This window comes from Gordonia sp. B8661-1 (assembly GCF_059427765.1).
Map to the genome: position 1 here is coordinate 234,600 of NZ_JCAHRL010000004.1, position 21,375 is coordinate 255,974.

Below are 21,375 nucleotides of genomic sequence, written 5' to 3' on the forward strand. Positions count from 1 at the left end.
GACTCCGGTGCAGAGAACTGCAGCTCCCCAGCGGAGCAGGAGAGTGCGAACACATGAGCCGTACGAAAAAGGTCAATCCGGGGCGGATCCTGTTCGTCGGATCGGGTCCCGGGGATCCCGAGCTGTTGACCGTGCGCGCACGAAACGTCATCGAGAAGGCCACCGTCGCCTACATCGACCCCGATGTGCCCGCCGGTGTGGTCGAGATGATCGGTGCCGTCCATCTGCCGCCACCCGAGGACACCGCGCGCTCGACGAAGCGCGCCGCCAAGAGCGCCGAACCCGCCGACGCGGATGCCTCCGCCGATGCCGAGGACGACGCCCAGGCGTCGATCGTGCATCCCGCGCTCGGGGATCCCGCCGAGGTCGCCAAGACCCTCGTCGCCGCCGCCAAGGCGGGCGACGACGTCGTGCGGATCGTCGCCGGTGACCCGATGACCACAGATTCCGTGCTGGCCGAGGTGACCGCCGTGGCGCGGTCGTCGGTGCAGTTCGAGGTGCTGCCCGGCCTGCCGGCCGCGTCGGTGGTGCCCAGCTACGCGGGTATGCCGCTCGGCTCGGGACACACCGAGGCCGATGTGCGCGGCGAGGTTGACTGGGCCGCGCTCGCGGCCGCGCCCGGACCGCTGGCACTGCACGCCACGTCCGGACATCTCGCCGAGACGGCCAGCGCACTCACCGAGCACGGACTGGCCCCGCAGACCCCCGTCGCCATCACCGTCAACGGCACCACGTGCGCCCAGCGCACCATCGAGGCCACCCTCGCCACCCTCAACGAGCAGGGCAACGCTCTGGTCGGACCGCTGATCCTGACCGTCGGCAAGGTCGTCGCCCAGCGCGGCAAGCTGTCCTGGTGGGAGTCCCGCGCCCTGTACGGCTGGACCGTGCTGGTGCCGCGCACCAAGGATCAGGCAGGCGACATGAGCGATCGTCTGCGGTCGCACGGCGCCATCCCCAAGGAGGTGCCGACCATCGCCGTCGAGCCGCCCCGGAGCCCGGCGCAGATGGAGCGTGCGGTCAAGGGACTCGTCGACGGTCGCTACCAGTGGGTGGTGTTCACCTCCACCAACGCGGTCCGCGCCGTCTGGGAGAAGTTCGCCGAGTTCGGTCTCGACGCACGTGCGTTCTCCGGCGTGAAGATCGCCTGCGTCGGCGAGGCCACCGCGGACAAGGTGCGCACCTTCGGCATCAAGCCGGAACTCATCCCGTCCGGGGAACAGAGCTCCCTCGGTCTGCTCGACGACTTCCCGCCCTACGACGATGTGTTCGATCCGGTCAACCGCATCCTGCTGCCGCGCGCCGACATCGCCACCGAGACGCTGTCCGAGGGGCTGCGGGAACGTGGCTGGGAGATCGACGACGTCACCGCGTACCGCACCGTGCGTGCGGCTCCGCCGCCCGCCGAGACCCGCGAGATGATCAAGACCGGCGGCTTCGACGCGGTCTGCTTCACCTCCAGCTCCACCGTCCGCAATCTCGTCGGCATCGCCGGGAAGCCGCACGCGCGCACCATCGTCGCGTGCATCGGCCCCAAGACCGCCGAGACGGCAACGGAATTCGGCTTGCGGGTGGATGTGCAGCCGGAGGCGGCGTCGGTGCCCGAACTCGTGGACGCGCTCGCCGAGCACGCCGCACGACTCCGCGCCGAGGGAGCACTTCCCCCGCCGCGCAAGAAGTCTCGCCGTTCCCGCTCCTGATGTCGTGCCGAGGATCGAGGTGATCGTATGGGGCCACTGATCCGTCCGCGTCGTCTGCGGACGACGCCCGCCATGCGACGACTGGTCGCCGAGACCGTCCTGACGCCGAGCGACCTGGTGCTGCCGATGTTCGTCGCCGACGGCATCGACGATCCGCGGGAGATCTCGTCGATGCCCGGCGTCGTCCAGCACACGATGGAGTCGGTGCGGACCGCAGCGGACGAGGCGGTCCGTTCCGGTGTCGGCGGACTGATGATCTTCGGTGTGCCCGCGCCCGCCGACAAGGACGGAATCGGTTCGGGCGCCGACGATCCCGAGGGTGTGCTGAACCGGGCGCTCCGCGTGCTGCGTGACGATCTGGGTGACTCGACGGTGCTGATGGCCGACACCTGCCTCGACGAGTTCACCGACCACGGTCACTGCGGGGTGCTGACCGACGACGGCCGCGTCGACAACGACGCGAGTCTCGAGCGATACGTCTCGATGGCGCTGGCCCAGGCCCGCGCCGGGGCGCACCTGCTCGGGCCCAGCGGCATGATGGACGGTCAGGTCGCCGCGATCCGGGCCGGACTCGATGCCGAGGGATTCACCGACACCGGCATCCTGGCGTACGCCGCCAAGTACGCGTCGGCCTTCTACGGCCCGTTCCGGGAAGCGGTCGGCTCCACGTTGCAGGGGGATCGCCGCACCTACCAACAGGATTCGGCGAACCGGGTCGAAGCCCTCCGCGAGGTGCAGCTCGATCTCGACGAGGGCGCCGACATCGTCATGGTCAAACCCGCGATGAGCTACCTCGACATCGTCCGTGACATCGCGGAGATGGCCGATGTCCCGGTGGCCGCCTATCAGATCAGCGGCGAGTACTCGATGATCACCGCCGCCGCCGAACGCGGGTGGATCGACCGCGACGCCGCGATCCTCGAATCGTTGGTGTCGATCCGCCGGGCGGGCGCATCGATCATCCTCAGCTACTTCGCGACTGAGGTCGCACAGAGGTTGTCGTGAGCCGGTCGAGCTGCTGAAAACATCCTCGAGAGAGGTCTTCGAGGGCAATATGCCCTCGGTGACCCCTGACGACGACGTTTTCAGCAGAGGAGTGCAAACGCCACGATGTGCCGGTCGCGCACGGCCTTCATTACCCTGGTGACCATGTCCGTACCGTTCGATCCGACCGCTTCGCAGGCCCCCGAGCCGCGGGAACGCCCCCAGCGACCGGATGCGCTGTCCATCGCCGGCGAACTCTGGGTTCTGGTGGTCATCACGCAGATCGTCGCGCTGTTCGGCCAGTACCCGACGCTGCGCGACAGCTGGGACGAACGTGTACGCGGCCTGCCCACCGATTCGCAGGAACAGCGCGACCAGGTCGACATGCTGTCGTCGGGCGGTGTGCTGATCGGATCGCTGGTGTTCATGGTCGTGGTGCTGACCGCACTGACGATCGCGGTCATGTTTTTTACGCGTAACGGTTACAACGCCGCCCGTATGGTGCTGGCCGCGGCGGGATTCTTCATCGCGTTCAACCTGCTCTTCGGCCTGTTCGGATCGGTGGAACCGGCGTGGGTGATGATCCCGATGATCGTCAGCGGAGTCGCTGCCGGTGGTGCATCGGTGCTGCTCATGCGCCGAGAATCGGAGCAGTACTGCCGCGATATGGCCGAATTCCGTCGCTCGTCGAAGTCGCCGTCGTGGCCGCCGTACGGTCCGGGCGGTCCCGGACAGCCGTACGCACCGGGTTCCGCGTACTCCCCGGGATCGACGCCGCAATGGTCGTATGGTGACCCACAGCAGTCCGTTCCACCACGACAGCCCGCCGATCGGCCGCACACCGAAGGAGACGATGCGCGGTGACGACTCCCAAGAAGCGCGACGCGGACAGGCCCGCCCCGGATACCGCCGTCCGCCCGAAACTCGTCGTGTGGGCGTATCGCTGCTGGGCCGCCTCCGGCGTACTCCTCATCGCTCTCGGCGTGGCCACGATCGTTCTGGGTGCCATCTCGACGACCGGCCCCGTTCTCGAACCGATCGGCTTCGGCGTGATCATCGTGGTCGTCGGCGCCGCCTATCTGCTTCTCGGCGGCAAGGCGTTCCTCGGTGACATCCGATGGCGGTCGTCGCTGTCCGCGCTCACCCTGGTGGCGGTGATCCTGTTGCTGATCCTGAGCTTCGGCGATTCCGTCATCGCCTTCGCGCTGCTGGCCGCGTTGATCGGCCTGTTCGGCTCGCTGCTGGCCTATCGGCCCGAGGCCGAACAGTGGTACAACGGCGCCCCCACATGACCGAGCGGGGCGACGAGAGCGCAGTGGAGCCCACCGACGGCGACCGCTCCGCCGAGCGATTCGGGGAATCCGCCACCGAGGAATCCGGCACCGAGGAATCCGGCACCGAGGAATCCGCCACGGAGGAATCTGGCACCGAGGAACCCACCACCCACGAACCCGCCGATGAGGCGGCCGGTGATGAGTCCGGCGACGAATCCGAGGACGCCGCGACCGACGAGGTCACCGAACCCGTCGACGAGGGCGAACTCTTGTTCTACGAACCCGGTGGCAGCTGGTGGGTCGTCGCCATCGGGCCGGTGCTGGTCGGCGCGGTGCTGACGATGGAGATCCTCGGCCCCGGCCGCGTGCACTGGCTGGTGCTGGGGATCTTCGCGGTCCTGCTGATCGGTTTCTCGGTCGTGCAGGTGCACGCCGCGCGGACGCATGTGACCGTGCGTCTCACCGAGGGGACACTTCGGCAGGGCACCCGTGTGCTGCCGCTCTCCGAGATCGCGACGGTCTACCCGGAGAACACCGGCGGCGAGGCGAAGACGTGGGAGAGTGCCCGCGCCCTCGGTGAATTGCCCGCGGTCCCGAGACGCCGCAAGGGCGTCGGCGTGAAGCTCGCCGACGGCACCATCGCCCAGGCCTGGGCACGCGACGTGGACCGCTTCCGGCAGGAACTCACCGAGGCGCACCAGGCGGTGGCGATGGGCCTGCCGCCTCGTGGGGGCCGCGCCGCGGATCAGTGAGCGGGGTCTCATACCCGACGGGCTCGCTGCGCCCATCAACCATCACACTGAGACCAGCGAGTCGGGCCGGGTTGGTCGTTGCGCTCGTTCGTCGCTACTCGACCGGCGGGTCGGGGTGGTCGGTGCGTGCGCGCTCGCCGTGAGGTGCCGAGCGTTCGGCCATCGCGGCGAAGATCTGCGTCCAGTGCTCACGCAGGGCGCGGTGTCCCATGAACAGCCCGAGGTGTCCGGCCTCGCACAGTTCCTGACGGATGTCCGCCTCGGGGGTGCCGACGTGATCGGCGAGTGCGAACATCTGCACGGGCGGGGTGATGTGATCGTTGGTGCCGGCGAGCAGGTACAGCGGGCAGGTGATGCGCTCGAGGTGCACGTTCTCGCCGTCGACGACGAGATCGCCGCTGATGAGCTCGTTCCGGACGAACAGATGCTCGACGATCCACAGGTAGAACGCGCCCGGCACATCCTGGGCCCATTCGAACCAGTTGGTGAAATCGATGTGGCGCTGCACGTACTGCTCATCGCCGATGTTGCTCCACAACTGAGCCAGGCGGTTGTACTCCTGCCCGGGTTCGAGCATCTTGAACCCGATGATCTGGTTGCGGCCCAGGTGATTTCCCTGTCCGGCGGCGACCAGTCCGCGATAGAACGCCATCTCCTCCCGCGGTGCCAGACGATGGAGCCATTCCTGGATCGCGGACACGCCGGCGTGGAAATCGATCGGCGCACCACCGGCCGCGAGGACGTTCACCGCGTCCGGACGCAGCGCCGCGTAGATCGTCGCCAGCCAGCCGCCCTGACAGTCGCCGACGAGGTTCACACGACCGCCGAGTTCGGCCACGGCGTCGTCGATGATGTGGATGTAGTCATCGATGGACGAACCGCTCGTTTCGTCGGTCGCGGGCAACCAGTCGAAGCAGTAGAGCCGGCTCAGCCCGCTCTCGCGCGCGGTGTCGAGCTGGCTCTGATCGGTCGAGTAGTCGACGATCGTCGAGGCGTGACCGGCCTGCGGCGGAAGCACGATGGTCGGTACGAGTGCGGGGTCGGCGTCGTCGGCGGAGGCGTCGAGGAGTCGCGCCTGCGGCCACTCGCGCACGACGCGGTGCTTCGTGGCCCACGTCGGGGGTGTGCGGGTGGTGGTCGCGCGCAGGAACTCGGCGGCGTCCTCGGCGAACGTCAACGGGGTGAGGCCGCGGGGGCTGCTGCTCGCGGCGCGAAGGTAACCGGCCCAGCCGCTCACCGTCGACGACCAGAGGTCGACGGGCAGGTTGAACCATTGCAGTGTCTGGCTCGCGGCGGTGGGATCGGTGGGCGGGGTGTTGACGAAGGCCATGGATATCCGTCTCGGTCGGAGTGTCACAACGCAAAGTCCCGAACCCCGTCCGGGCGCCCGTTGTCGGGGCCGGAACGACGGTCCGGGATTCTGCTTGTGCGGTCGGGTGCCGCGTGGGCGACTTACTTGAGGGCGTCGCGGGCCGCGGTGGTGAAGGCGGTGCTGACCTCGGTGATGAACGAGGTGTGCGCCTTGGCCAGGGCGGAAACCCAGTCGAGCTGGCTGGCGTCGGCGGCCTTCTGCTCCAGGTCGACGAGGTTCGCGAGGGTCTTCTCGTAGGCGTCGAGCGTCGCGGTGCCGTTCTGCTTGGCGGCGTCGATCAGCTTCTCGTTGAGGGCGCGAATCCGCTCGGCGGACTCTTCGACGTTGGTGCTGAAAGCAGCGGTGGTCTTCTCGAACTGTGCGGCGGTGTCGGACATCGACTTCCTCTTCTGTCGGGGTCTGTGCGGTACGTTAGCTAGGTTAGCACGCATCAGCTAGCGCTAGCAAGGGGTAGCTATCACAGCTAACAGCTATCGCAGCTAACAGACGGAATCGCCGGTCGGGGCTCACGCCGTCTGCCGGACGTAGATGCCCGGGGCGTCCTCGAGTGGTGGGAAGTCGGCCGAGCCCATCGGCGGCGGTGCGACCATGTCGCCCGCGCGTTCGCCCGACCATCGGGCCCAATCCGACCACCACGAGCCCTGGTGATGCTCGGCGACCTCGCGCCAGCGCACCGGATCGCCGGGGTAGGCGGTCACCTCGCTCACGTCGTACCACGCCTTCTTCGACGGCGGATTGACGATTCCGGCGATGTGGCCGCCCGAGGACAGCACGTACCGCACCTCGCCGCCGAGTAGACCGGTGGCCGCGTACGACGCCATCCACGGCACGATGTGATCGTTGATCGCGCCCACCACGTAGGTGTCGTTGGTGACCGCGCCCAGATCCAGCTGGACATCGTCGATGACGAAATCGCCGGAGGCCAAGAGGTTTCGCCCGTACAGACGATTCAGATAGTCGCCGTGCATGGCCGCGGGCATGCGGGTGGCGTCGTCGTTCCACGCCAGGATGTCGAATGCGGTCGGCGCCTCGCCCATCAGCCACCGGGTCGGGATGTACCGGAAGATGAGATCGCGGGCGCGCAGCAGATCGAAGGTCAGCGCCATGTCCTGTGCCTTCAGGAATCCGGTCTCCCGCATCCGCAGACCGATACGGTCCAGGGACGGTGCGTCGACGAATCCGCTCAGCTCACCGGGATTCGAGTAATCGAGCATCGTATTGAACAGCGTCAACGATCCGAGTCGCGGGTCGTCGACGGCCGCGAGATAGGCGGCACACATGGTGGCCATGGCACCGCCCAGACACAGACCGGCCACGTCGATGGTCTCGGCCCCGGTGATGTCGCCGACGACCTCGAGGGCCGATTCGATGCCCTGCGTGAAGTAGTCGTCCATGGTGAGATCGCGCATCGACTCGTCGGGATTGCGGTAGCTGATCATGAACACGGTGTGTCCCTCGCGGATGGCCATCTCCACGAAGCTCCGGTTCTGCGCCAGGTCCATGACGTAGAACTTGTTGATCCACGGCGGACTGCACAGCAACGGATTCCGGTGTACCTGTTCGGTTTGCGGCGAGTACTGGATCAGCTCCATCAACTCGTTGCGGAAGACCACGCGGCCCGGCGTGCAGGCCATGTTCTCGCCCAGCGTGAAGGCGTCGCGATCGACCTTCAGTGGGGTTCCGCCCCGTTCGCGCACATCCGACCACGCGAGTTTCGCGCCTTCGACCAAACTCTTGCCGCCGGTCTGGAAGGCGCGCACCGCGACGTCCGGGTTGGTCAACGGGTAGTTGGTCGGGGCCAGTGCGTCGAGCATCAGGTGCACGGCGGTTTTCGCCTTGAGGTCGGCCAGATCGCCGCGTGATCCGGCGGCCAGCACGTCGTCGACGAACCGGGTCGTCACGCCGTAGGTCTGCTGGATACCGAAGTACAGCGGATTCTGTTGCCACGCATCGGATCCGAACCGGCGGTCGGCGGCGGCGGGTTCAGGGCCGCCGGCGCTCACCACCCGGGCGGCGGTGGCCAGCGGGATCTGCGCGGCCGATGACACGGCGCGGGCGGTCGCGGCGCCGAGCGCCACCGGATTGGTCAGTGCCCGGCCGAGTGTGGTGACCGTTGCCGATCCCCAGCCGAGCGGATCCCACTTGGACAGTGCGCGCTGCCCGAGCGCAGGCAGGACGTTCGCCGGTGCGGCAACCGCCTTGGCCGCGCGCTTCGGCGCCGACCGCTTGGTCCTCGACCGGGACTTCGTCGGTTCGGCCGATCGGGGTGCGGACATTTCCGTCGCGTCACCGTTCGGCGCTTCCGGCGACGGATCAGGCTGCGGCGGTGTGTTTGTCGCGCCGTGCGCAGTGGTGGAGCGGCGTGGGCGTCGTGACGATGCCGACGACGGCGTGCGACGTACGCGTCCGGCGGCGGGTTCTTCGGTGGTGGTCATCTCATTCCCCTCCTCGGTAGTAGCGGAGCAGTCCTTCGGCGACGCAGACGGGGCGCTCCTGCCCGTCGACCGTGAAGGTGCCGCGATAGGCGAGTTGCAGTCCGCCGGAGACCTCGTCCACCGAGGCGATCTCGGCCGTCATCCGGACCTGGGAATCGACCGGGACGGGTGCGGGGAAGCGGACCTTGTTCAGGCCGTAGTTCACCACCGACGCGGCGTCGCTGACGTCGAGGAGTTGCCAGAGCAGGGCGGGACCGAGTGACAGGGTCAGATATCCGTGGGCGATGGTGGTGCCGAACGGCCCGGTGGCGGCTCTCTCGGGATCGACGTGAATCCACTGATGATCGTCGGTGGCGTCGGCGAAGGTGTTGATCCGGTCCTGCGACATCAGCACCGGCCCGGAGGGGCCGAGGGTGTGGCCCACGAGTCCGGTCAGTTCATCCAGCGTCACAACGGTTTTCGTGACGGAGGCGTCGGTGTCGGTCATGCTGTCCTCCCACTGTCGGGGGCGGATGCGGTGGCATCGGCCCGTTCCTTGAGCACGTTCTTGCGCACCTTGCCGGTGGCGGTCTTCGGTAGATCGGTGACGAACATGATCGAGTCCGGCGCCTTGAACTTGGCGATGTGTTCCTTGACGTGATCGATCAGTTCGTCGGCGGTGGTGTCGCTGCCCGCGGCGCGCACCACATAGGCCATCGGCCGTTCACCCCAGCGTTCGTGCGGGACCCCGATCACGGCGGCGTCGGTGACCGCGGGGTGGCGCATCAGGGTCTGCTCGACCTCGACGCTGGAGATGTTCTCGCCGCCGGAGATGACGACGTCCTTGGCCCGGTCGACGAGTTGCACGTAGCCGTCCGGATGCCGCACACCGAGGTCGCCGGTGTGGAACCAGCCGCCGTCGAATGCGGCCGCGGTCGCCTCATCGTCCTTGAAATAGCCTGCCATCACGGTGTTTCCGCACATCACGATCTCGCCCTGGGTGGTTCCGTCGGCCGGGACGTCGACCAGTGGGGAGCCGGGCTCACGTTCGGTTTCGACGACCCGCATGTCCATCGCGGTGAGCATCCCGATGCCCTGCCGGGACAACTGTGCGGACAACTCGGTCGGCGGCAACTCCGACCAGCCGGGCTGCCATTCGCAGATGGAATAGGGGCCGTACACCTCGGTGAGCCCGTAGACATGGATGATCCGGGCGTGCAGCCGATGGAAGCGCTCGATGACGGCCGGATTGGGCGGGGCGCCCGAGGTCACCACGGTCACCGGCGGGTCGAGCGGATGCGCCTGTTCGGCGGATCCCATGATCGCGAGCACCGTCGGGGCGCCGGCCAGATGGGTGATGTGTTCGGTGTCGAGTAGATGCCACAGGTCGGGTCCCCGGACCGCGGGCATGCACACCTGTGTGCCGCCGACGGCAACGACGGCCCACGCGCTGCACCATCCGTTGCAGTGGAACATCGGCAGCGTCCACAGGTAGCGGGTGTCGACGGTGAACTCCTGGTGGACGACCTGCCCGAGAGAGTTCAGATATGCGCCGCGGTGGGTGTAGACGACGCCCTTGGGATTGCCGGTGGTGCCGGAGGTGTAGTTGAGCGAATACATCGACGTCTCGTCGTCAACGGTCCAGGGCAGCGGGTCGTCGGAGCCGCGTGCCAGGAAGTCGCTGTACGACGTCGTCGGAATGGCATCGACGACCGGCTGCGAGCCGTCCTGCTCGGGCAGCACGATGACCTCCGCGCCGTGCTCACGCAGCGCTTCGCCGTGTGATTCGACGAGGTCGGCGTGCGCGAACACGGTCGCCGCCTCGGCGTGGTCGAGGATGTAGGCCACCTCCTCGGGGGACAGGCGCGTATTGATCGTGACGAGGACGCCGCCACCGAGTGCGACCGAGAAGTGTGCGAGCGATACCTCCGCGGAGTTGAGCGCCAGATACGCGACACGGTCGCCCGGCCCCACGCCGGATGCGCGCAGTGCGTGCGCGTACCGGGTGGCCGCGTCGGCCATCTCGCGATAGGTGAACCGGCGTGGCCCGTCGATCAGCGCGTCCTTGTCGGGGTGGGCGAGAGCGGCGCGTTCGAGGAATCTCAACGGCGTCAGCGAGGTGTCGAGACCGGTCATCACAACTCCTGTCGAAAGTGAGGTGTATCACATTCGACTATGGACGCGATCGACGAAGGTCGGCAACGTGACGAACCCGAAAGCCGTACGAAAGTAGGGGGTGCGCCCGCCCAAGGGCGGGCGCGACCTGCGGTCAGACGGCTCCGCGTTCTCCTGCGATGATCACCGCCTGCCAGCGGGAACGCGCGCCGAGCTTCTCCATCAGCTTGCGCACATGCCATTTCACCGTCGACTCGGCGACGTTCAGGCGGGCGCCGATCTCCCGGTTCGACAGGCCCTCCGCGACGAGTGCCAGGATCTCGGTCTCCCGGTTGGTCAGCGTGATCTCCGGACGATCCGCACGGTCGACCCGGCGGGCGGCGAGGCTGCGCCGGACGCGGGGATCGATCACCTCGTGCCCGCGCAGCGCGCGGCGCAGTCCGGCGGCCACCGCCGCGGTGGAGGTGTCCTTCAGCAGGCATCCGGCGGCACCGGCGGCCAGGCATTCCTCGATGAGCACGTCGTCCTCGTGGGCGGTGAACAACACCACCGGTCCGCCCACTCCGCGGTCGCGCAACTGCCGGCAGGTCTCCGCGGCCGACGGCGGCTCGGGAAGATGCAGATCCAGCAGCGTCAGGTCCGGCCGGATGCGGACGGCCAGCGTGATCGCCTCGCGGGTGCGCCCCGAGGTCCACACGTCGCAGCCCGGGAACACCGACGTCAGGATCGCGGTGATACCCGTCAGGGCGACGGGATGGTCGTCGACGGTGAGGATCTTCATCGCGGCAGGTCCAGTCGTACGACGGCGACGGCCTGCTCCTCGTCGGGCAGGAGGCTGACCCGCACGGTGCCGCCGGCATGGGCGGCGCGCGCGGCCAGCAGATCCACACCGGATCCGGGTTCGGGGGTGATGGAGGCATCGGACGGTGCCGGAGACTGCACGCTGAGCACCACGCGCCGGTCGTCGACGATCAGCGCGGCCGCGACGTCACGTGCACCCCCGTGCCGGACCGCGTTGCGGACCGCTTCCCGGGCGACGTCCGCGACGAGACCGACGGTGTCCGGACCGAGTTCCGACACCGGCCCGCGTACCGCCCAGTGCACGGTGGTGCCGGGATCCTCGGCGGCACGACGGATCTCGTCGAGGACGTCGGCGCCATCCGGGACCGCGGTATCGGTACGGTCCGCGAGGTCGGCGAAGGTCCGGCGCAGATCGACCCGTCCGGAGCGGGCGAGCCCGACGATCCGGGCCAGGGCGGCATCGGCCTGCCCGGCGTCGGCCAGTGTCGTCTCGGCGTCAGAGGCGATGGCGAACAACACCTGGGCGACCGTGTCGTGCAGGCGAACCGCGAGGCGACGGCGTTCGTCGGCGACGGCCGCACCGGCCGACGTATGCGGGGCGACGCCGAGTTCATGCTCCAGCGTTGCGGCGATGCCCTCCAGCCGCCCGAGCAGGCGATCGTCCAGGGCGCCCGGGGTCCGATTGCCCGCATAGACCAGGAGTGTGGTGCCCGACGGGCCGACCACCGGTACGCACGCCAACCCTCGCAGTCCTTCGGCGCCCACCTCGCGGCGATAGTCGTCGGAGATCTGATCGGACAGCAGATAGTTGCCCAGCCGTATCGGCTCGCCACCGGCCACCACCAGCGCGGCCATGCCGGAGCCGGGCCGGATGCGCAGTGAGCGGAAGTCGGCCGAACGGGCGCCCGCGTGTCCGGCCATCACGAAGTCCCCGGACGGATCGAGCCGGGCCACCGACACCACATCGACGCCGAGGGCGTCGCGTACCCGTGCCGCCACCGCATCGAGCGCACGGGAATCGGGCGTTGCCGCCCCGCTCGCCGAACCCACCCCGTTCGTCGATCTCACCGCCACTCACCTTCCACCCCGAATGACCAGTCTTTCGCACTCACGGGCGGCGCGTCATCAAGTCGGACGGAATCGGCGAGACCCGATTCATGGTGCACGCGGACCCGTCGCGGCGGGACCCTACGATGAGGGGTATGTCCGAGCCGACGCACGACCTGCCCCGATCACTCGGCGCGATCATCCGGCGCCAGCGGGAATTGGGGGAGCTGTCGATGCGGCAGCTCGCCTCGATGGTCGGCATCTCCAATCCCTATCTGTCCCAGATCGAGAACGGTTTGCGCGCACCGAGCGATCAGGTGCTGCGCAACATCGCGATGTCGCTGGGAGTGCCGGTCGAGGACCTCACCGAGGAGGGGTCGGGCGACGACGAATCCGCCGAACTGATGTATGCGACGATCCGCGCCGACCCGTCACTCAGTGCCCGGCAGCGCCGCGCACTGATCGAGGTGTACGACGCCATGGTGACCGCCACGCGAGCGGAACGCGACGCGGACTGAGTCTCGAGTAGCGGCGGGCTCGCTGCGCTCGCTCGCCGCTACTCGACCGCCGGAATAGGCGGGCTCGCCGGCCAACCGCCGATCGAGTAGCGTGCGAGCGCAGCGAGCCCGCGTATCGAGATCAGCCCGCGTATCGAGATCAGAAGTCTCAGCCGTGCTCGAGCATCGGTGCGACCATCAGGTTCTCGGGAACACCGAAGGCGTCGACGAGCACACGGGCGTGCGGGCGCAGTTCCTGGCAGAGTTCGTTGACCCCGCGCCGGATCGCCTTGGCGCGCTCCACCGAGATGTGCCGGTGCATCAGGAACCAGGAGAGGTCGTTCTCGAGCGCGGAGTACACGTACAGGTCGCACACCTTGCCGAGAAGTTCTGCCGCGGAGCGCGAATCGCAGTCCTCGATCGCCTCGATGAAGGCCTCCAGGACGAGGCGTTCGGTGCGGGCGTGACCGACCGCCAACAGGTGATCCTGGGCGTTGTTGAACACCTCGAAGGCGTCGCTGTCGTCATCGTCGTCCGCGGCCCGGCGCAGGCGCTGCGCGCATGTCCGCACCAGGTGATCCTCGCGGTTGCGGAACAGTCGGACCTGGGTGGCGCGGTCGGTGAGGCTGGAGTTCTCCGGATCCTCGTCGGAGTCGTCGAGGAGACTCTGGATGACCTGACGCACCGCGGTCTTCTCGGCGACGACGTCCTTGGCCATGTTCGCGAAGAACCGCACCCAGCCGCCGGCCGAGAGGCCGCGCAGATCCTCGGAGTAGGCGCCCAGCGTCTCCTTGCCGACGAGCTGGGTGAGCACGGTGTTGTCACCCTCGAAGGTGGTGAACACGTCGATGTCGCCGCGCATGATGGGCAACTGATTCTCGTCCATGTAGCCGGCGCCGCCGCATGCCTCGCGGCACACGTTGATGGTGTGCGAGCCGTGCCATGTCGCGTACGCCTTCAATCCTGCTGCGGCGCTTTCCAGGAGACGCTGGCGGGCGTCGTCGTGTTCGGCGGCCGACTGCACCTCGTCGAGTTCGGCGGTGAGCTCGTTCTGTGCGAAGGCGATCGCGTACGACTTCGCGATGAGCGGGAACAGCTTTCGCTGCTGTGCGAGGTAATCGAGGATGAGGACCTCGCCCTTCTCGCCGGGGGCGTCGAACTGATGGCGGATCAGGCCGTAGCGGGTGGCCAGCGTCAGCGCCTTGCGTGCGGCGACGTTGGCGGTGCCGCCGATGCTGATGCGGCCGCGAATGAGGGTGCCCAGCATGGTGAAGAACCGCTTGTTGGGGTTCTCGATGGGGGACGAGTAGGTGCCGTCGGGGGCGACGTCGGCGTACCGGTTGAGCAGGTTCTCACGCGGGATGCGCACCTGATCGAAGATGATGCGGCCGTTGTCGACTCCGCGTAGCCCGCCCTTGTATCCGCAGTCGCTGGTCGTGACACCCGGCAGGTCGGCGCCCGCCTCGTCGCGGATGGGGACCACCAGGCAGTGCACGCCGTGACCGGTCTGCTCCTCGTCGGGGCCGCCGGTGATCAGCTGCGCGAACACCGCCGCGTAGCGGGCATCCTGTGCGGCGCCGCCGATGTAGTCCTTGCGGGCCGACGGTTTGGGGGTGTTGATGACGAATTCCTGCGTGGCCGCGTCATAGGTGGCGGTGGTCTCCAAAGCCTGCACATTGGAGCCGTGACCGGTCTCGGTCATCGCGAAGCAGCCGAGCAGTTCGAGGTCGATGGTCGGCCGCACGTACTTCTCGTGATGTCGTTCGGTGCCGAGGTTCTCGACCGCGCCACCCCACAGTCCCCACTGGACGCCGGCCTTCACCATCAGCGAGAGATCGGCGAAACCGAGCATCTCGATGCCGGTCACCGAACCACCGATGTCCCCGTCGCCACCGTGGTCGGCCCCGAAACCTGCTGCGGCGAAATGCTCTTTGGCGAGTTCGCGCATCACACCCATGACGCGGGCGCGGTCCTCGGCGATGTCCAGTGCGGGGTCGGGCAGCAGATCCGAGCGATCGGTCAGTGCGCGTACCTTGTCGCGGACGGCCCGCCACGGCCCGTCGAGGCTGTAGCGGAGATTGTCGACGAGGAGCGCGCGGTCCTCCGCGGACAGCTCCTGGAGATCGTCGGGAACCTTGGTATCCGGATCGTCGGTGACGTGGTCGGCGGGAGTCTCGGCAGAAGTGGCCATGACCCCACCGTAGAGGAACTACGGTGACCGGCGCCCCCACTTCCGGGGGTGGTGCATCGCACTCGCGCTTTCTAGTGTGGCGAGCGACGTCGGTTTCGTGGCGTCTGCTCGTCGGCCCCACCGGAGGAACCCATGTCCGTCACCATGCCCGGCGCCGTCATCGGCACCGCCAATCGCAGCGAGAACAGCCCCCTGCGTTTCCTGGAACGGTCTGCCGAGGTGTTCCCCGACAAGGAGGCGATCGTCTACGGCGGTCGTCGCTGGACCTACGCGGAATTCGCCGACGAGGCACAGCGTATGGCAAAGCTGTTGCGCACGCACATATCTGAGGGCGATCGCGTCGCGTTCCTGACGCCGAACGTGCCGGAGATGCTCATCGCGCACTTCGCGGTGCCGCTCGCGGGCGGCGTGCTCGTCGCTCTCAACTCGCGTCTCGCCGGACCCGAGTTGGTCTACATCCTCGAGCATTCCGAATCCGTCGCCCTGTTCTTCGACTCCGAGTTCCGCGACACCGTCGCCGGCATCGCCGATCAGGTGCCCGGCGTCACGCAGTTCGTCGAGATCGTCGACGACGAATTCGGTTCCCCTGTCGGCGATGTCGAGGCTTCCGGCATCGACGGGCTGGTCGACTACCGCGACTATCTGCGCCGCGCCGACGACCTCGATGCCGCCCCGCTGCCGTGGACCGTCGACGACGAGAACCGGGTCATCGCACTCAACTACACCTCGGGCACGACCGGAAAACCCAAGGGCGTCATGTACACCCACCGCGGTGCGTACCTGAACTCCTTCGGCGAGACCTTCCACAATCAGTTCACCAACTCCACGCGCTACCTCTGGACGCTGCCGATGTTCCACTGCAACGGCTGGTGCACGCCGTGGGCCGTCACGCAGGCGGCCGGCACCCACGTCTGTCTGCGCGCCGTGCGTGCCGAAGCCGTGTGGGACGCCATCGACGACCTCGGCGTCACGCACATGTGCGGCGCTCCGACGGTCTGTACGACCATCGCGGGATCGCCGCGCGCGCATCGGGTGGACCGGCCGCTGCGCATCACCACCGCCGGTGCGCCGCCGTCGCCGACGGTCATCGGACAGCTGGAGGCCCTCGGCGTCACGGTCGTGCACGTCTACGGCCTCACCGAGGTCTACGGCCCGTACACGATCTGCGACTACCAGGAGGCCTGGGACGATCTGCCCGCCGCCGAACGCGCCGCCAAGCTCTCCCGGCAGGGCGTCGGCATGGTGCAGGCCGAGCCTGCGCGGGTCGTCGACGAGCAGATGCGCGACGTGCCCGCCGACGCGGAGACGATGGGCGAGATCGTCCTGCGCGGTAACAACGTGATGGCCGGTTACTACAAGGATCCGGAGGCCACCGAGCAGGCCTTCGCGGGAGGCTGGTTCCACACCGGCGATCTCGGCGTCATGCACCCCGACGGCTACATCCAGCTCAAGGACCGCGCCAAGGACATCATCATCTCCGGTGGCGAGAACATCTCCACGGTCGAGGTGGAACAGGCTCTGGTGAGCCATGATTCGGTGCTCGACGTCGCCGTGATCGGCGTCCCGGACGAGAAGTGGGGGGAGCGGCCGCGTGCGTACGTCCTCCTGCAGCAGGGCGAGACGCTGACTGCCGACGAACTCATCGACCACGCACGAAAGCTGTTGGCGGGTTACAAGATCCCGCGGGACATCGTCTTCGCCGACGATCTGCCGCGCACGCCCACCGGCAAGGTCCTGAAGTTCGAGCTGCGCCAGCAGGTGAAAGGGCAGCCCTCCGCCTAATCGGGTTCGGCCGACTGCCGGTGGTAACCACGATCTCAGCACTGTCGATGACGGTATCGCGGAGGTTGCTGGTGGAACGGCCGGACTCCGGGGCGATACTGAACGCATGGCACCCAGTGACTCCGGCGCACAGGATCGGACCGACTTCCGGCTCCGCGTGGTCACCGAATCGATCCGGTTGTTCACCGAACAGGGTTACGAGTCGACGACGGTCGATCAGATCGCGGCGGCGGCGGGGATCTCCCGGCGCACCTTCTTCCGTCAGTTCGGGTCCAAGGAGGACGTGATCTTCGCCGATCACGAGGCCCTGCTGGCGATGGTGGCGGAGCGATTGCCCGCGCAGGAGCCGGCGGACGGTCATGACCAGGGCGATCCATGGGCGGAGGTGTGCGCGGCGACGGAGATCGTGTTCACGCATTTCCTCGACACCCGGGAGCTCGCCGTCAGCCGTCTGCAGGTGGTGCAGAAGGTGCCGGCATTGCGTGAGCGTGAGCTCGTCACCACCTACCGCTACCAGCGGATCTTCGAGGATTATCTGCGGCGACGCGTGCCCGGCGAGTCCCGGGTGCGCGTCGTGGCGTTCGCCGCCGCCATCACGTCGGCGCACAACTATCTGCTGAGGTCGATGGTCCGCGGCGACGAAGGTGCGACGCTCGACCGCCTGCGTGCGGAGACCGGTCGCATCAGACTGGCACTGAGTGCCGAGTCGGGCTCGCCGGAGAGCGCCGTGTCGGTGCTGAGTTATCCGCCGGGAACACCTCCTGACGCGATTGTCCGTGCAGTTGCCGCAGAACTCGGCGTGGCGCCACCCCTTGGCACCGAGTGCCGTGATCGGCTAGACTGAGGCTCGAAGGGCGGTCACACCGCGTCCTCGACACGTCGTCAAAGGAGTTCCCTCATGGGTTTCGGTAACCCGGATTTCGATCTGTTCCAGCTGCCCGAAGAGCACGTCGCGCTGCGCGAGGCGATCCGTTCGCTCTCCGAGAAGGAGATCGAACCGTACGCGGCCGACGTGGACGAGAATGCCCGCTTCCCCGAGGAGGCCCTGAAGGCGCTCGTCGGATCCGGGTTCAACGCGATCCACGTGCCCGAGGAGTACGGCGGCCAGGGGGCCGACTCCGTCGCAGCCTGCATCGTCATCGAAGAGGTCGCACGTGTCGACGCGTCGTCGTCGCTGATCCCGGCCGTCAACAAGCTCGGCACGATGGGGCTGATCCTCAACGGTTCCGAAGAACTCAAGCAGCAGGTCCTCCCGGGCATCGCCTCGGGCGAGGCCATGGCGTCCTACGCGCTGTCGGAGCGCGAGGCCGGCTCGGATGCGGCGTCGATGAAGACCCGCGCCCGCAAGGAGGGTGACAACTGGGTGCTCAACGGCACCAAGTGCTGGATCACCAACGGCGGCAAGTCGACCTGGTACACCGTGATGGCCGTGACCGATCCGGAGAAGGGTGCCAACGGCATCTCCGCGTTCATGGTCCACAAGGACGATCCGGGCTTCACCGTCGGCCCGCTGGAGAAGAAGCTCGGCATCAAGGGGTCGCCGACCGCCGAGCTGTACTTCGAGGACTGCACCATCCCGGCCGATCGCATCATCGGCGACGAGGGCACCGGTTTCAAGACTGCGCTGCAGACCCTCGATCACACCCGTCCGACCATCGGCGCACAGGCCGTCGGCATCGCACAGGGCGCACTCGATCAGGCCATCGCCTACGTCAAGGACCGCAAGCAGTTCGGCAAGCCGATCAGCTCGTTCCAGGGCGTCGAGTTCATGATCGCCGACATGGCGATGAAGGTCGAGGCTGCACGGCTGATGGTCTACACCTCGGCGGCCCGCGCCGAGCGCGGTGAGAAGAACCTCGGTTTCATCTCGTCGGCCTCGAAGTGCCTCGCGTCCGACGTCGCGATGGAGGTCACCACCGACGCCGTGCAGCTCTTCGGCGGCGCGGGCTATACGCGTGACTTCCCGGTCGAGCGCATGATGCGCGACGCCAAGATCACCCAGATCTACGAGGGCACCAACCAGATTCAGCGTGTCGTCATGAGCCGCGCACTGCTGCGCTGATCTCGATACGCCGCCTCGCTGCGCTCGGTGGCTACTCGATCGGCGGTGGGACGCGGTTTCCTCTGATCGAGTAGCGCGCGAGCGTAGCGAGACCATGCTCAACGATTTCGGCCCCGCTCATCCAATCGGGTGAGCGGGGCCGAAATGTTTGCGCGTATGTGTCAGGCGTAGGCCGGGACGAACTCCAGGCGGGCGCCCTGCTGCTTCGCGGCGGCACGGAAATTGCCCATGGCCCGCTGCATGTGGAAGCCGTTGGTGACGATCACGGCACCGGTCGCGCCGAGGCCCTTGAGCATCTTCACCGTGTTCGCGGCGTTCTGCACCGTGCTCATCGACTTGCCCTCGTTGAGCATCTGCCAGATCGGCACACCGCGGTTGATGAGTCCGATGTTCATGAACTGGGCCTCCGACACCGGCAGCCACCAGCTCTCGCCGCCGGAGACGATGACGCGGTTGAACGGATGCTGCCGGGCGAGCTTGGCGCCGACGTTCATACGCGCCTTGAGAATGTCCGGAGCCTGTCCGAGGGTGCCCACCTTGGCACCGAGCACCACGATGTAGCGGGTGGGCGGGCTCGCCCAGAGGAACAGGCTCTCGCGCTTCATCAGGTCGCCGGCCGACGATCCGAAATCGACGCTGCCGGTGCTGCTGCCCGCCGAGGGAGCGGCCTGTGCGGCGCTCCCGATCCCGAAGGTGGTGACCAGTGCGGCCGTGACGGCGATGACGGTGGAACGGAAACTCAGACGCATGAGTCCCGAGTGTACTGACCGTGGCAAACCACACCAGTCCCTCCCGTGGCACGGAGTCACGGGAGGGTGGGGCACGATCAGGTCAGCGCCACATACTTGGTGATGAGGTATTCGTGGATGCCCTCCGAGCCGCCCTCGCGCCCGAGGCCGGACTGCTTGATCCCGCCGAAGGGCGCCGCGACGTCGGAGATGACTCCCCGATTGACCCCCACCATGCCGGATTCCAGACGTTCCGCGACCCGCATGCACCGGTCGAGGCTGCGGCTGTAGAAGTACGCCGCCAGGCCGAACTCGGTGGAATTGGCCGCGGCGATCGCATCCTCCTCGGAGTCGATGCTGCTGATGATCGCGACCGGACCGAAGATCTCGCCCCGGGTGACCTCCGCGTACGGGTCGACTCCGCCGACGACGGTCGGCGGGTAGAAGTAACCCTTGCCGTCGGGCACGGTGCCGCCGAGCAGGAGTTTCCCGCCGTCGGCCACCGCCTGCTCCACGGCCGCGGCCACCTTGTCCCGCTGATCGGCGTTCACCAACGGCCCGAGTGTCACACCCGGCTCGTGGCCGGGGCCCATCCGGACCTCGGACATCTTCGCGGTGAGCTTCGAGGTGAACTCCTCGACGACCCCGGACTGCACCAGGAACCGGTTCGCGGCCGTGCACGCCTCGCCGCCGTTGCGCATCTTGGCCGCGAAGGCCCCCTCGACCGCGGCATCGACGTCCGCGTCGTCGAAGACCAGGAAGGGTGCGTTGCCGCCGAGTTCCATCGAGGTGCGCTGCACCTGATCGGCGGCCTGTGCCAGCAGCTTGCGTCCGACCGGGGTGGAACCGGTGAAGGACAGCTTGCGGACGCGGTCGTCGGTGAGGATGGTGGTCGACACGTCGCCGGCATGGCTCGTCGGCAGCACGGACAGCACACCGGGCGGCAGTCCCGCCTCGGCGAAGATCCCGGCGAGCGCGAGCATCGTCAACGGTGTCTCCGAGGCGGGCTTCACCAGCATCACGTTGCCCGCGGCGAGTGCCGGGCCGATCTTGCGTGTTCCCATCGCGAGCGGGAAGTTCCAGGGCGTGATCGCCAGACAGGGGCCGACCGGCTGATGCGCGACGAGAACCCGTCCGTTGCCCGACGGCGCGGTGGTGAACCGGCCGTCGATGCGGACCGCCTCCTCGGCGAACCAGCGGATGAACTCCGAGCCGTAGGTCACCTCGGCGGTGCTGTCCGGCAGTGCCCGGCCGAGTTCGAGGGTCATCAGGAGGGCCAGGTCGTCGGCGCGGTCGACGATCAGTTCATAGGCGGAGCGGAGGATCTCGCCACGTTCCCGCGGAGCGGTGTCCGCCCAGGCGGGAGCCGCCGCGACGGCCGCATCGAGGGCGGTCCGCGCATCCTCCTCGCCCGCGTCGGCAACCGACGTCAGGGTCTCCTCGGTGGCCGGATCACGCACCTCGAAGGTCTGCCCCGAGGCCGCCGGGGTCGAACGGCCGTTGATCCAGAGTCCGGTCGGGACACCGTCGAGAACGGCCTGTGGATCGAGAATCTTCTTGTCGCTCATGGATATTCACATCCTTGGATCGCGAGAGCGCGCCGGGGGTCCACCCGGGCAGGGGCCGCATGCCCCGATGACCAGTCTTCGCCAGGATGAT

Annotated in this window: 19 protein-coding genes; 9 read left to right on the top strand and 10 right to left on the bottom strand. The window is 67.7% G+C overall.

The genetic code is table 11. The features are described 5' to 3' along the window. Positions 1-53 precede the first annotated feature (53 nt). From AC4JJG_RS11220 to mce1N, 5 genes are all read left to right on the top strand, one after another. A complete protein-coding gene (locus AC4JJG_RS11220) occupies positions 54-1,697 on the top strand; it encodes a bifunctional uroporphyrinogen-III C-methyltransferase/uroporphyrinogen-III synthase (protein ID WP_495401257.1) in 1,644 nt (547 codons plus the stop codon). A 27-nt stretch (positions 1,698-1,724) separates the two neighbouring features. Then, a complete protein-coding gene (gene hemB / locus AC4JJG_RS11225; protein WP_495401258.1) occupies positions 1,725-2,702 on the top strand; it encodes a porphobilinogen synthase in 978 nt (325 codons plus the stop codon). A gap of 144 nt (positions 2,703-2,846) precedes the next feature. Next, the gene (locus AC4JJG_RS11230) at positions 2,847-3,545 is read left to right on the top strand and encodes a hypothetical protein (protein ID WP_495401259.1); all 699 of its coding nucleotides are present in this window, start codon (positions 2,847-2,849) and stop codon (positions 3,543-3,545) included. After that, complete coding sequence (locus AC4JJG_RS11235; protein ID WP_495401260.1) at positions 3,542-3,973, top strand: hypothetical protein; 432 nt, start codon at positions 3,542-3,544, stop codon at positions 3,971-3,973. Before AC4JJG_RS11230 ends, AC4JJG_RS11235 begins: the two co-directional genes overlap by 4 nt. Beyond that, complete coding sequence (gene mce1N / locus AC4JJG_RS11240) at positions 3,970-4,707, top strand: transport-regulating membrane protein Mce1N (RefSeq protein WP_495401261.1); 738 nt, start codon at positions 3,970-3,972, stop codon at positions 4,705-4,707. The genes AC4JJG_RS11235 and mce1N overlap by 4 nt, the downstream gene beginning before the upstream one ends. Positions 4,708-4,801: 94 nt before the next feature. On the opposite strand, the gene AC4JJG_RS11245 is transcribed toward mce1N, so the two are convergent. The 7 genes from AC4JJG_RS11245 to AC4JJG_RS11275 form a co-directional block, all read right to left on the bottom strand. Further along, complete coding sequence (locus tag AC4JJG_RS11245; RefSeq protein ID WP_495401262.1) at positions 4,802-6,037, bottom strand: alpha/beta fold hydrolase; 1,236 nt, start codon at positions 6,035-6,037, stop codon at positions 4,802-4,804. A gap of 122 nt (positions 6,038-6,159) precedes the next feature. Further along, a complete protein-coding gene (locus AC4JJG_RS11250; protein ID WP_495401264.1) occupies positions 6,160-6,456 on the bottom strand; it encodes a hypothetical protein in 297 nt (98 codons plus the stop codon). A 129-nt stretch (positions 6,457-6,585) separates the two neighbouring features. Beyond that, the gene (locus tag AC4JJG_RS11255) at positions 6,586-8,514 is read right to left on the bottom strand and encodes a PHA/PHB synthase family protein (protein ID WP_495401265.1); all 1,929 of its coding nucleotides are present in this window, start codon (positions 8,512-8,514) and stop codon (positions 6,586-6,588) included. A 1-nt stretch (position 8,515) separates the two neighbouring features. Beyond that, on the bottom strand, positions 8,516-9,001 hold the full coding sequence (locus AC4JJG_RS11260) for a MaoC family dehydratase (RefSeq protein WP_495401267.1): 486 nt from the start codon (positions 8,999-9,001) through the stop codon (positions 8,516-8,518). Further along, positions 8,998-10,629 (bottom strand): AMP-binding protein, encoded by a 1,632-nt coding sequence (locus AC4JJG_RS11265; RefSeq protein WP_495401268.1) that lies wholly within the window; start codon positions 10,627-10,629, stop codon positions 8,998-9,000. Before AC4JJG_RS11265 ends, AC4JJG_RS11260 begins: the two co-directional genes overlap by 4 nt. Before the next feature lie 133 nt (positions 10,630-10,762). Continuing rightward, on the bottom strand, positions 10,763-11,389 hold the full coding sequence (locus AC4JJG_RS11270) for a LuxR C-terminal-related transcriptional regulator (protein ID WP_495401270.1): 627 nt from the start codon (positions 11,387-11,389) through the stop codon (positions 10,763-10,765). Beyond that, positions 11,386-12,477: a GAF domain-containing sensor histidine kinase gene (locus tag AC4JJG_RS11275; RefSeq protein WP_495401271.1), complete on the bottom strand. Its 1,092-nt coding sequence runs from the start codon at positions 12,475-12,477 to the stop codon at positions 11,386-11,388. The genes AC4JJG_RS11270 and AC4JJG_RS11275 overlap by 4 nt, the downstream gene beginning before the upstream one ends. Positions 12,478-12,611: 134 nt before the next feature. On the opposite strand from AC4JJG_RS11275, the gene AC4JJG_RS11280 reads away from it, so the two are divergent. Then, a complete protein-coding gene (locus AC4JJG_RS11280; protein WP_495401272.1) occupies positions 12,612-12,974 on the top strand; it encodes a helix-turn-helix domain-containing protein in 363 nt (120 codons plus the stop codon). Positions 12,975-13,122: 148 nt separating this feature from the next. Here the strand turns inward: AC4JJG_RS11280 and AC4JJG_RS11285 are convergent, their stop codons facing one another. After that, positions 13,123-15,144 carry an acyl-CoA dehydrogenase family protein gene (locus AC4JJG_RS11285; protein ID WP_495401273.1) on the bottom strand — a complete coding sequence of 674 codons (2,022 nt, stop codon included), beginning with the start codon at positions 15,142-15,144 and terminating at the stop codon, positions 13,123-13,125. A gap of 132 nt (positions 15,145-15,276) precedes the next feature. Here AC4JJG_RS11285 and AC4JJG_RS11290 point away from each other — a divergent pair, with 132 nt between their 5' ends. The 3 genes from AC4JJG_RS11290 (at position 15,277) to AC4JJG_RS11300 (ending at position 18,988) form a co-directional block, all read left to right on the top strand. Next, complete coding sequence (locus AC4JJG_RS11290) at positions 15,277-16,926, top strand: long-chain-fatty-acid--CoA ligase (RefSeq protein WP_495401274.1); 1,650 nt, start codon at positions 15,277-15,279, stop codon at positions 16,924-16,926. A gap of 106 nt (positions 16,927-17,032) precedes the next feature. Continuing rightward, positions 17,033-17,770 (top strand): TetR family transcriptional regulator, encoded by a 738-nt coding sequence (locus tag AC4JJG_RS11295; protein WP_495401275.1) that lies wholly within the window; start codon positions 17,033-17,035, stop codon positions 17,768-17,770. Between the two features lie 54 nt (positions 17,771-17,824). Then, positions 17,825-18,988, top strand: a complete 1,164-nt coding sequence (locus tag AC4JJG_RS11300) for an acyl-CoA dehydrogenase (RefSeq protein ID WP_495401277.1) — start codon at positions 17,825-17,827, stop codon at positions 18,986-18,988. A gap of 161 nt (positions 18,989-19,149) precedes the next feature. Here the strand turns inward: AC4JJG_RS11300 and AC4JJG_RS11305 are convergent, their stop codons facing one another. Further along, a complete protein-coding gene (locus AC4JJG_RS11305; RefSeq protein ID WP_495401278.1) occupies positions 19,150-19,737 on the bottom strand; it encodes a YdcF family protein in 588 nt (195 codons plus the stop codon). A gap of 77 nt (positions 19,738-19,814) precedes the next feature. Further along, entirely contained in the window at positions 19,815-21,284 is a 1,470-nt protein-coding gene (locus AC4JJG_RS11310; protein WP_495401279.1) for an NAD-dependent succinate-semialdehyde dehydrogenase, read from the bottom strand. Positions 21,285-21,375 lie beyond the last annotated feature (91 nt).

What these genes read in the sequence shown, in the direction of transcription:
- AC4JJG_RS11220 (WP_495401257.1), top strand. Translation starts at nt 54, where the DNA reads ATGAGCCGTACGAAAAAGGTCAATCCGGGGCGGATCCTGTTCGTCGGA.
- hemB (WP_495401258.1), top strand. Translation starts at nt 1,725, where the DNA reads ATGGGGCCACTGATCCGTCCGCGTCGTCTGCGGACGACGCCCGCCATG.
- AC4JJG_RS11230 (WP_495401259.1), top strand. Translation starts at nt 2,847, where the DNA reads ATGTCCGTACCGTTCGATCCGACCGCTTCGCAGGCCCCCGAGCCGCGG.
- mce1N (WP_495401261.1), top strand. Translation starts at nt 3,970, where the DNA reads ATGACCGAGCGGGGCGACGAGAGCGCAGTGGAGCCCACCGACGGCGAC.
- AC4JJG_RS11245 (WP_495401262.1), bottom strand. Translation starts at nt 6,037, where the DNA reads ATGGCCTTCGTCAACACCCCGCCCACCGATCCCACCGCCGCGAGCCAG.
- AC4JJG_RS11250 (WP_495401264.1), bottom strand. Translation starts at nt 6,456, where the DNA reads ATGTCCGACACCGCCGCACAGTTCGAGAAGACCACCGCTGCTTTCAGC.
- AC4JJG_RS11255 (WP_495401265.1), bottom strand. Translation starts at nt 8,514, where the DNA reads ATGACCACCACCGAAGAACCCGCCGCCGGACGCGTACGTCGCACGCCG.
- AC4JJG_RS11260 (WP_495401267.1), bottom strand. Translation starts at nt 9,001, where the DNA reads ATGACCGACACCGACGCCTCCGTCACGAAAACCGTTGTGACGCTGGAT.
- AC4JJG_RS11265 (WP_495401268.1), bottom strand. Translation starts at nt 10,629, where the DNA reads ATGACCGGTCTCGACACCTCGCTGACGCCGTTGAGATTCCTCGAACGC.
- AC4JJG_RS11270 (WP_495401270.1), bottom strand. Translation starts at nt 11,389, where the DNA reads ATGAAGATCCTCACCGTCGACGACCATCCCGTCGCCCTGACGGGTATC.
- AC4JJG_RS11280 (WP_495401272.1), top strand. Translation starts at nt 12,612, where the DNA reads ATGTCCGAGCCGACGCACGACCTGCCCCGATCACTCGGCGCGATCATC.
- AC4JJG_RS11285 (WP_495401273.1), bottom strand. Translation starts at nt 15,144, where the DNA reads ATGGCCACTTCTGCCGAGACTCCCGCCGACCACGTCACCGACGATCCG.
- AC4JJG_RS11290 (WP_495401274.1), top strand. Translation starts at nt 15,277, where the DNA reads ATGTCCGTCACCATGCCCGGCGCCGTCATCGGCACCGCCAATCGCAGC.
- AC4JJG_RS11295 (WP_495401275.1), top strand. Translation starts at nt 17,033, where the DNA reads ATGGCACCCAGTGACTCCGGCGCACAGGATCGGACCGACTTCCGGCTC.
- AC4JJG_RS11300 (WP_495401277.1), top strand. Translation starts at nt 17,825, where the DNA reads ATGGGTTTCGGTAACCCGGATTTCGATCTGTTCCAGCTGCCCGAAGAG.
- AC4JJG_RS11305 (WP_495401278.1), bottom strand. Translation starts at nt 19,737, where the DNA reads ATGCGTCTGAGTTTCCGTTCCACCGTCATCGCCGTCACGGCCGCACTG.
- AC4JJG_RS11310 (WP_495401279.1), bottom strand. Translation starts at nt 21,284, where the DNA reads ATGAGCGACAAGAAGATTCTCGATCCACAGGCCGTTCTCGACGGTGTC.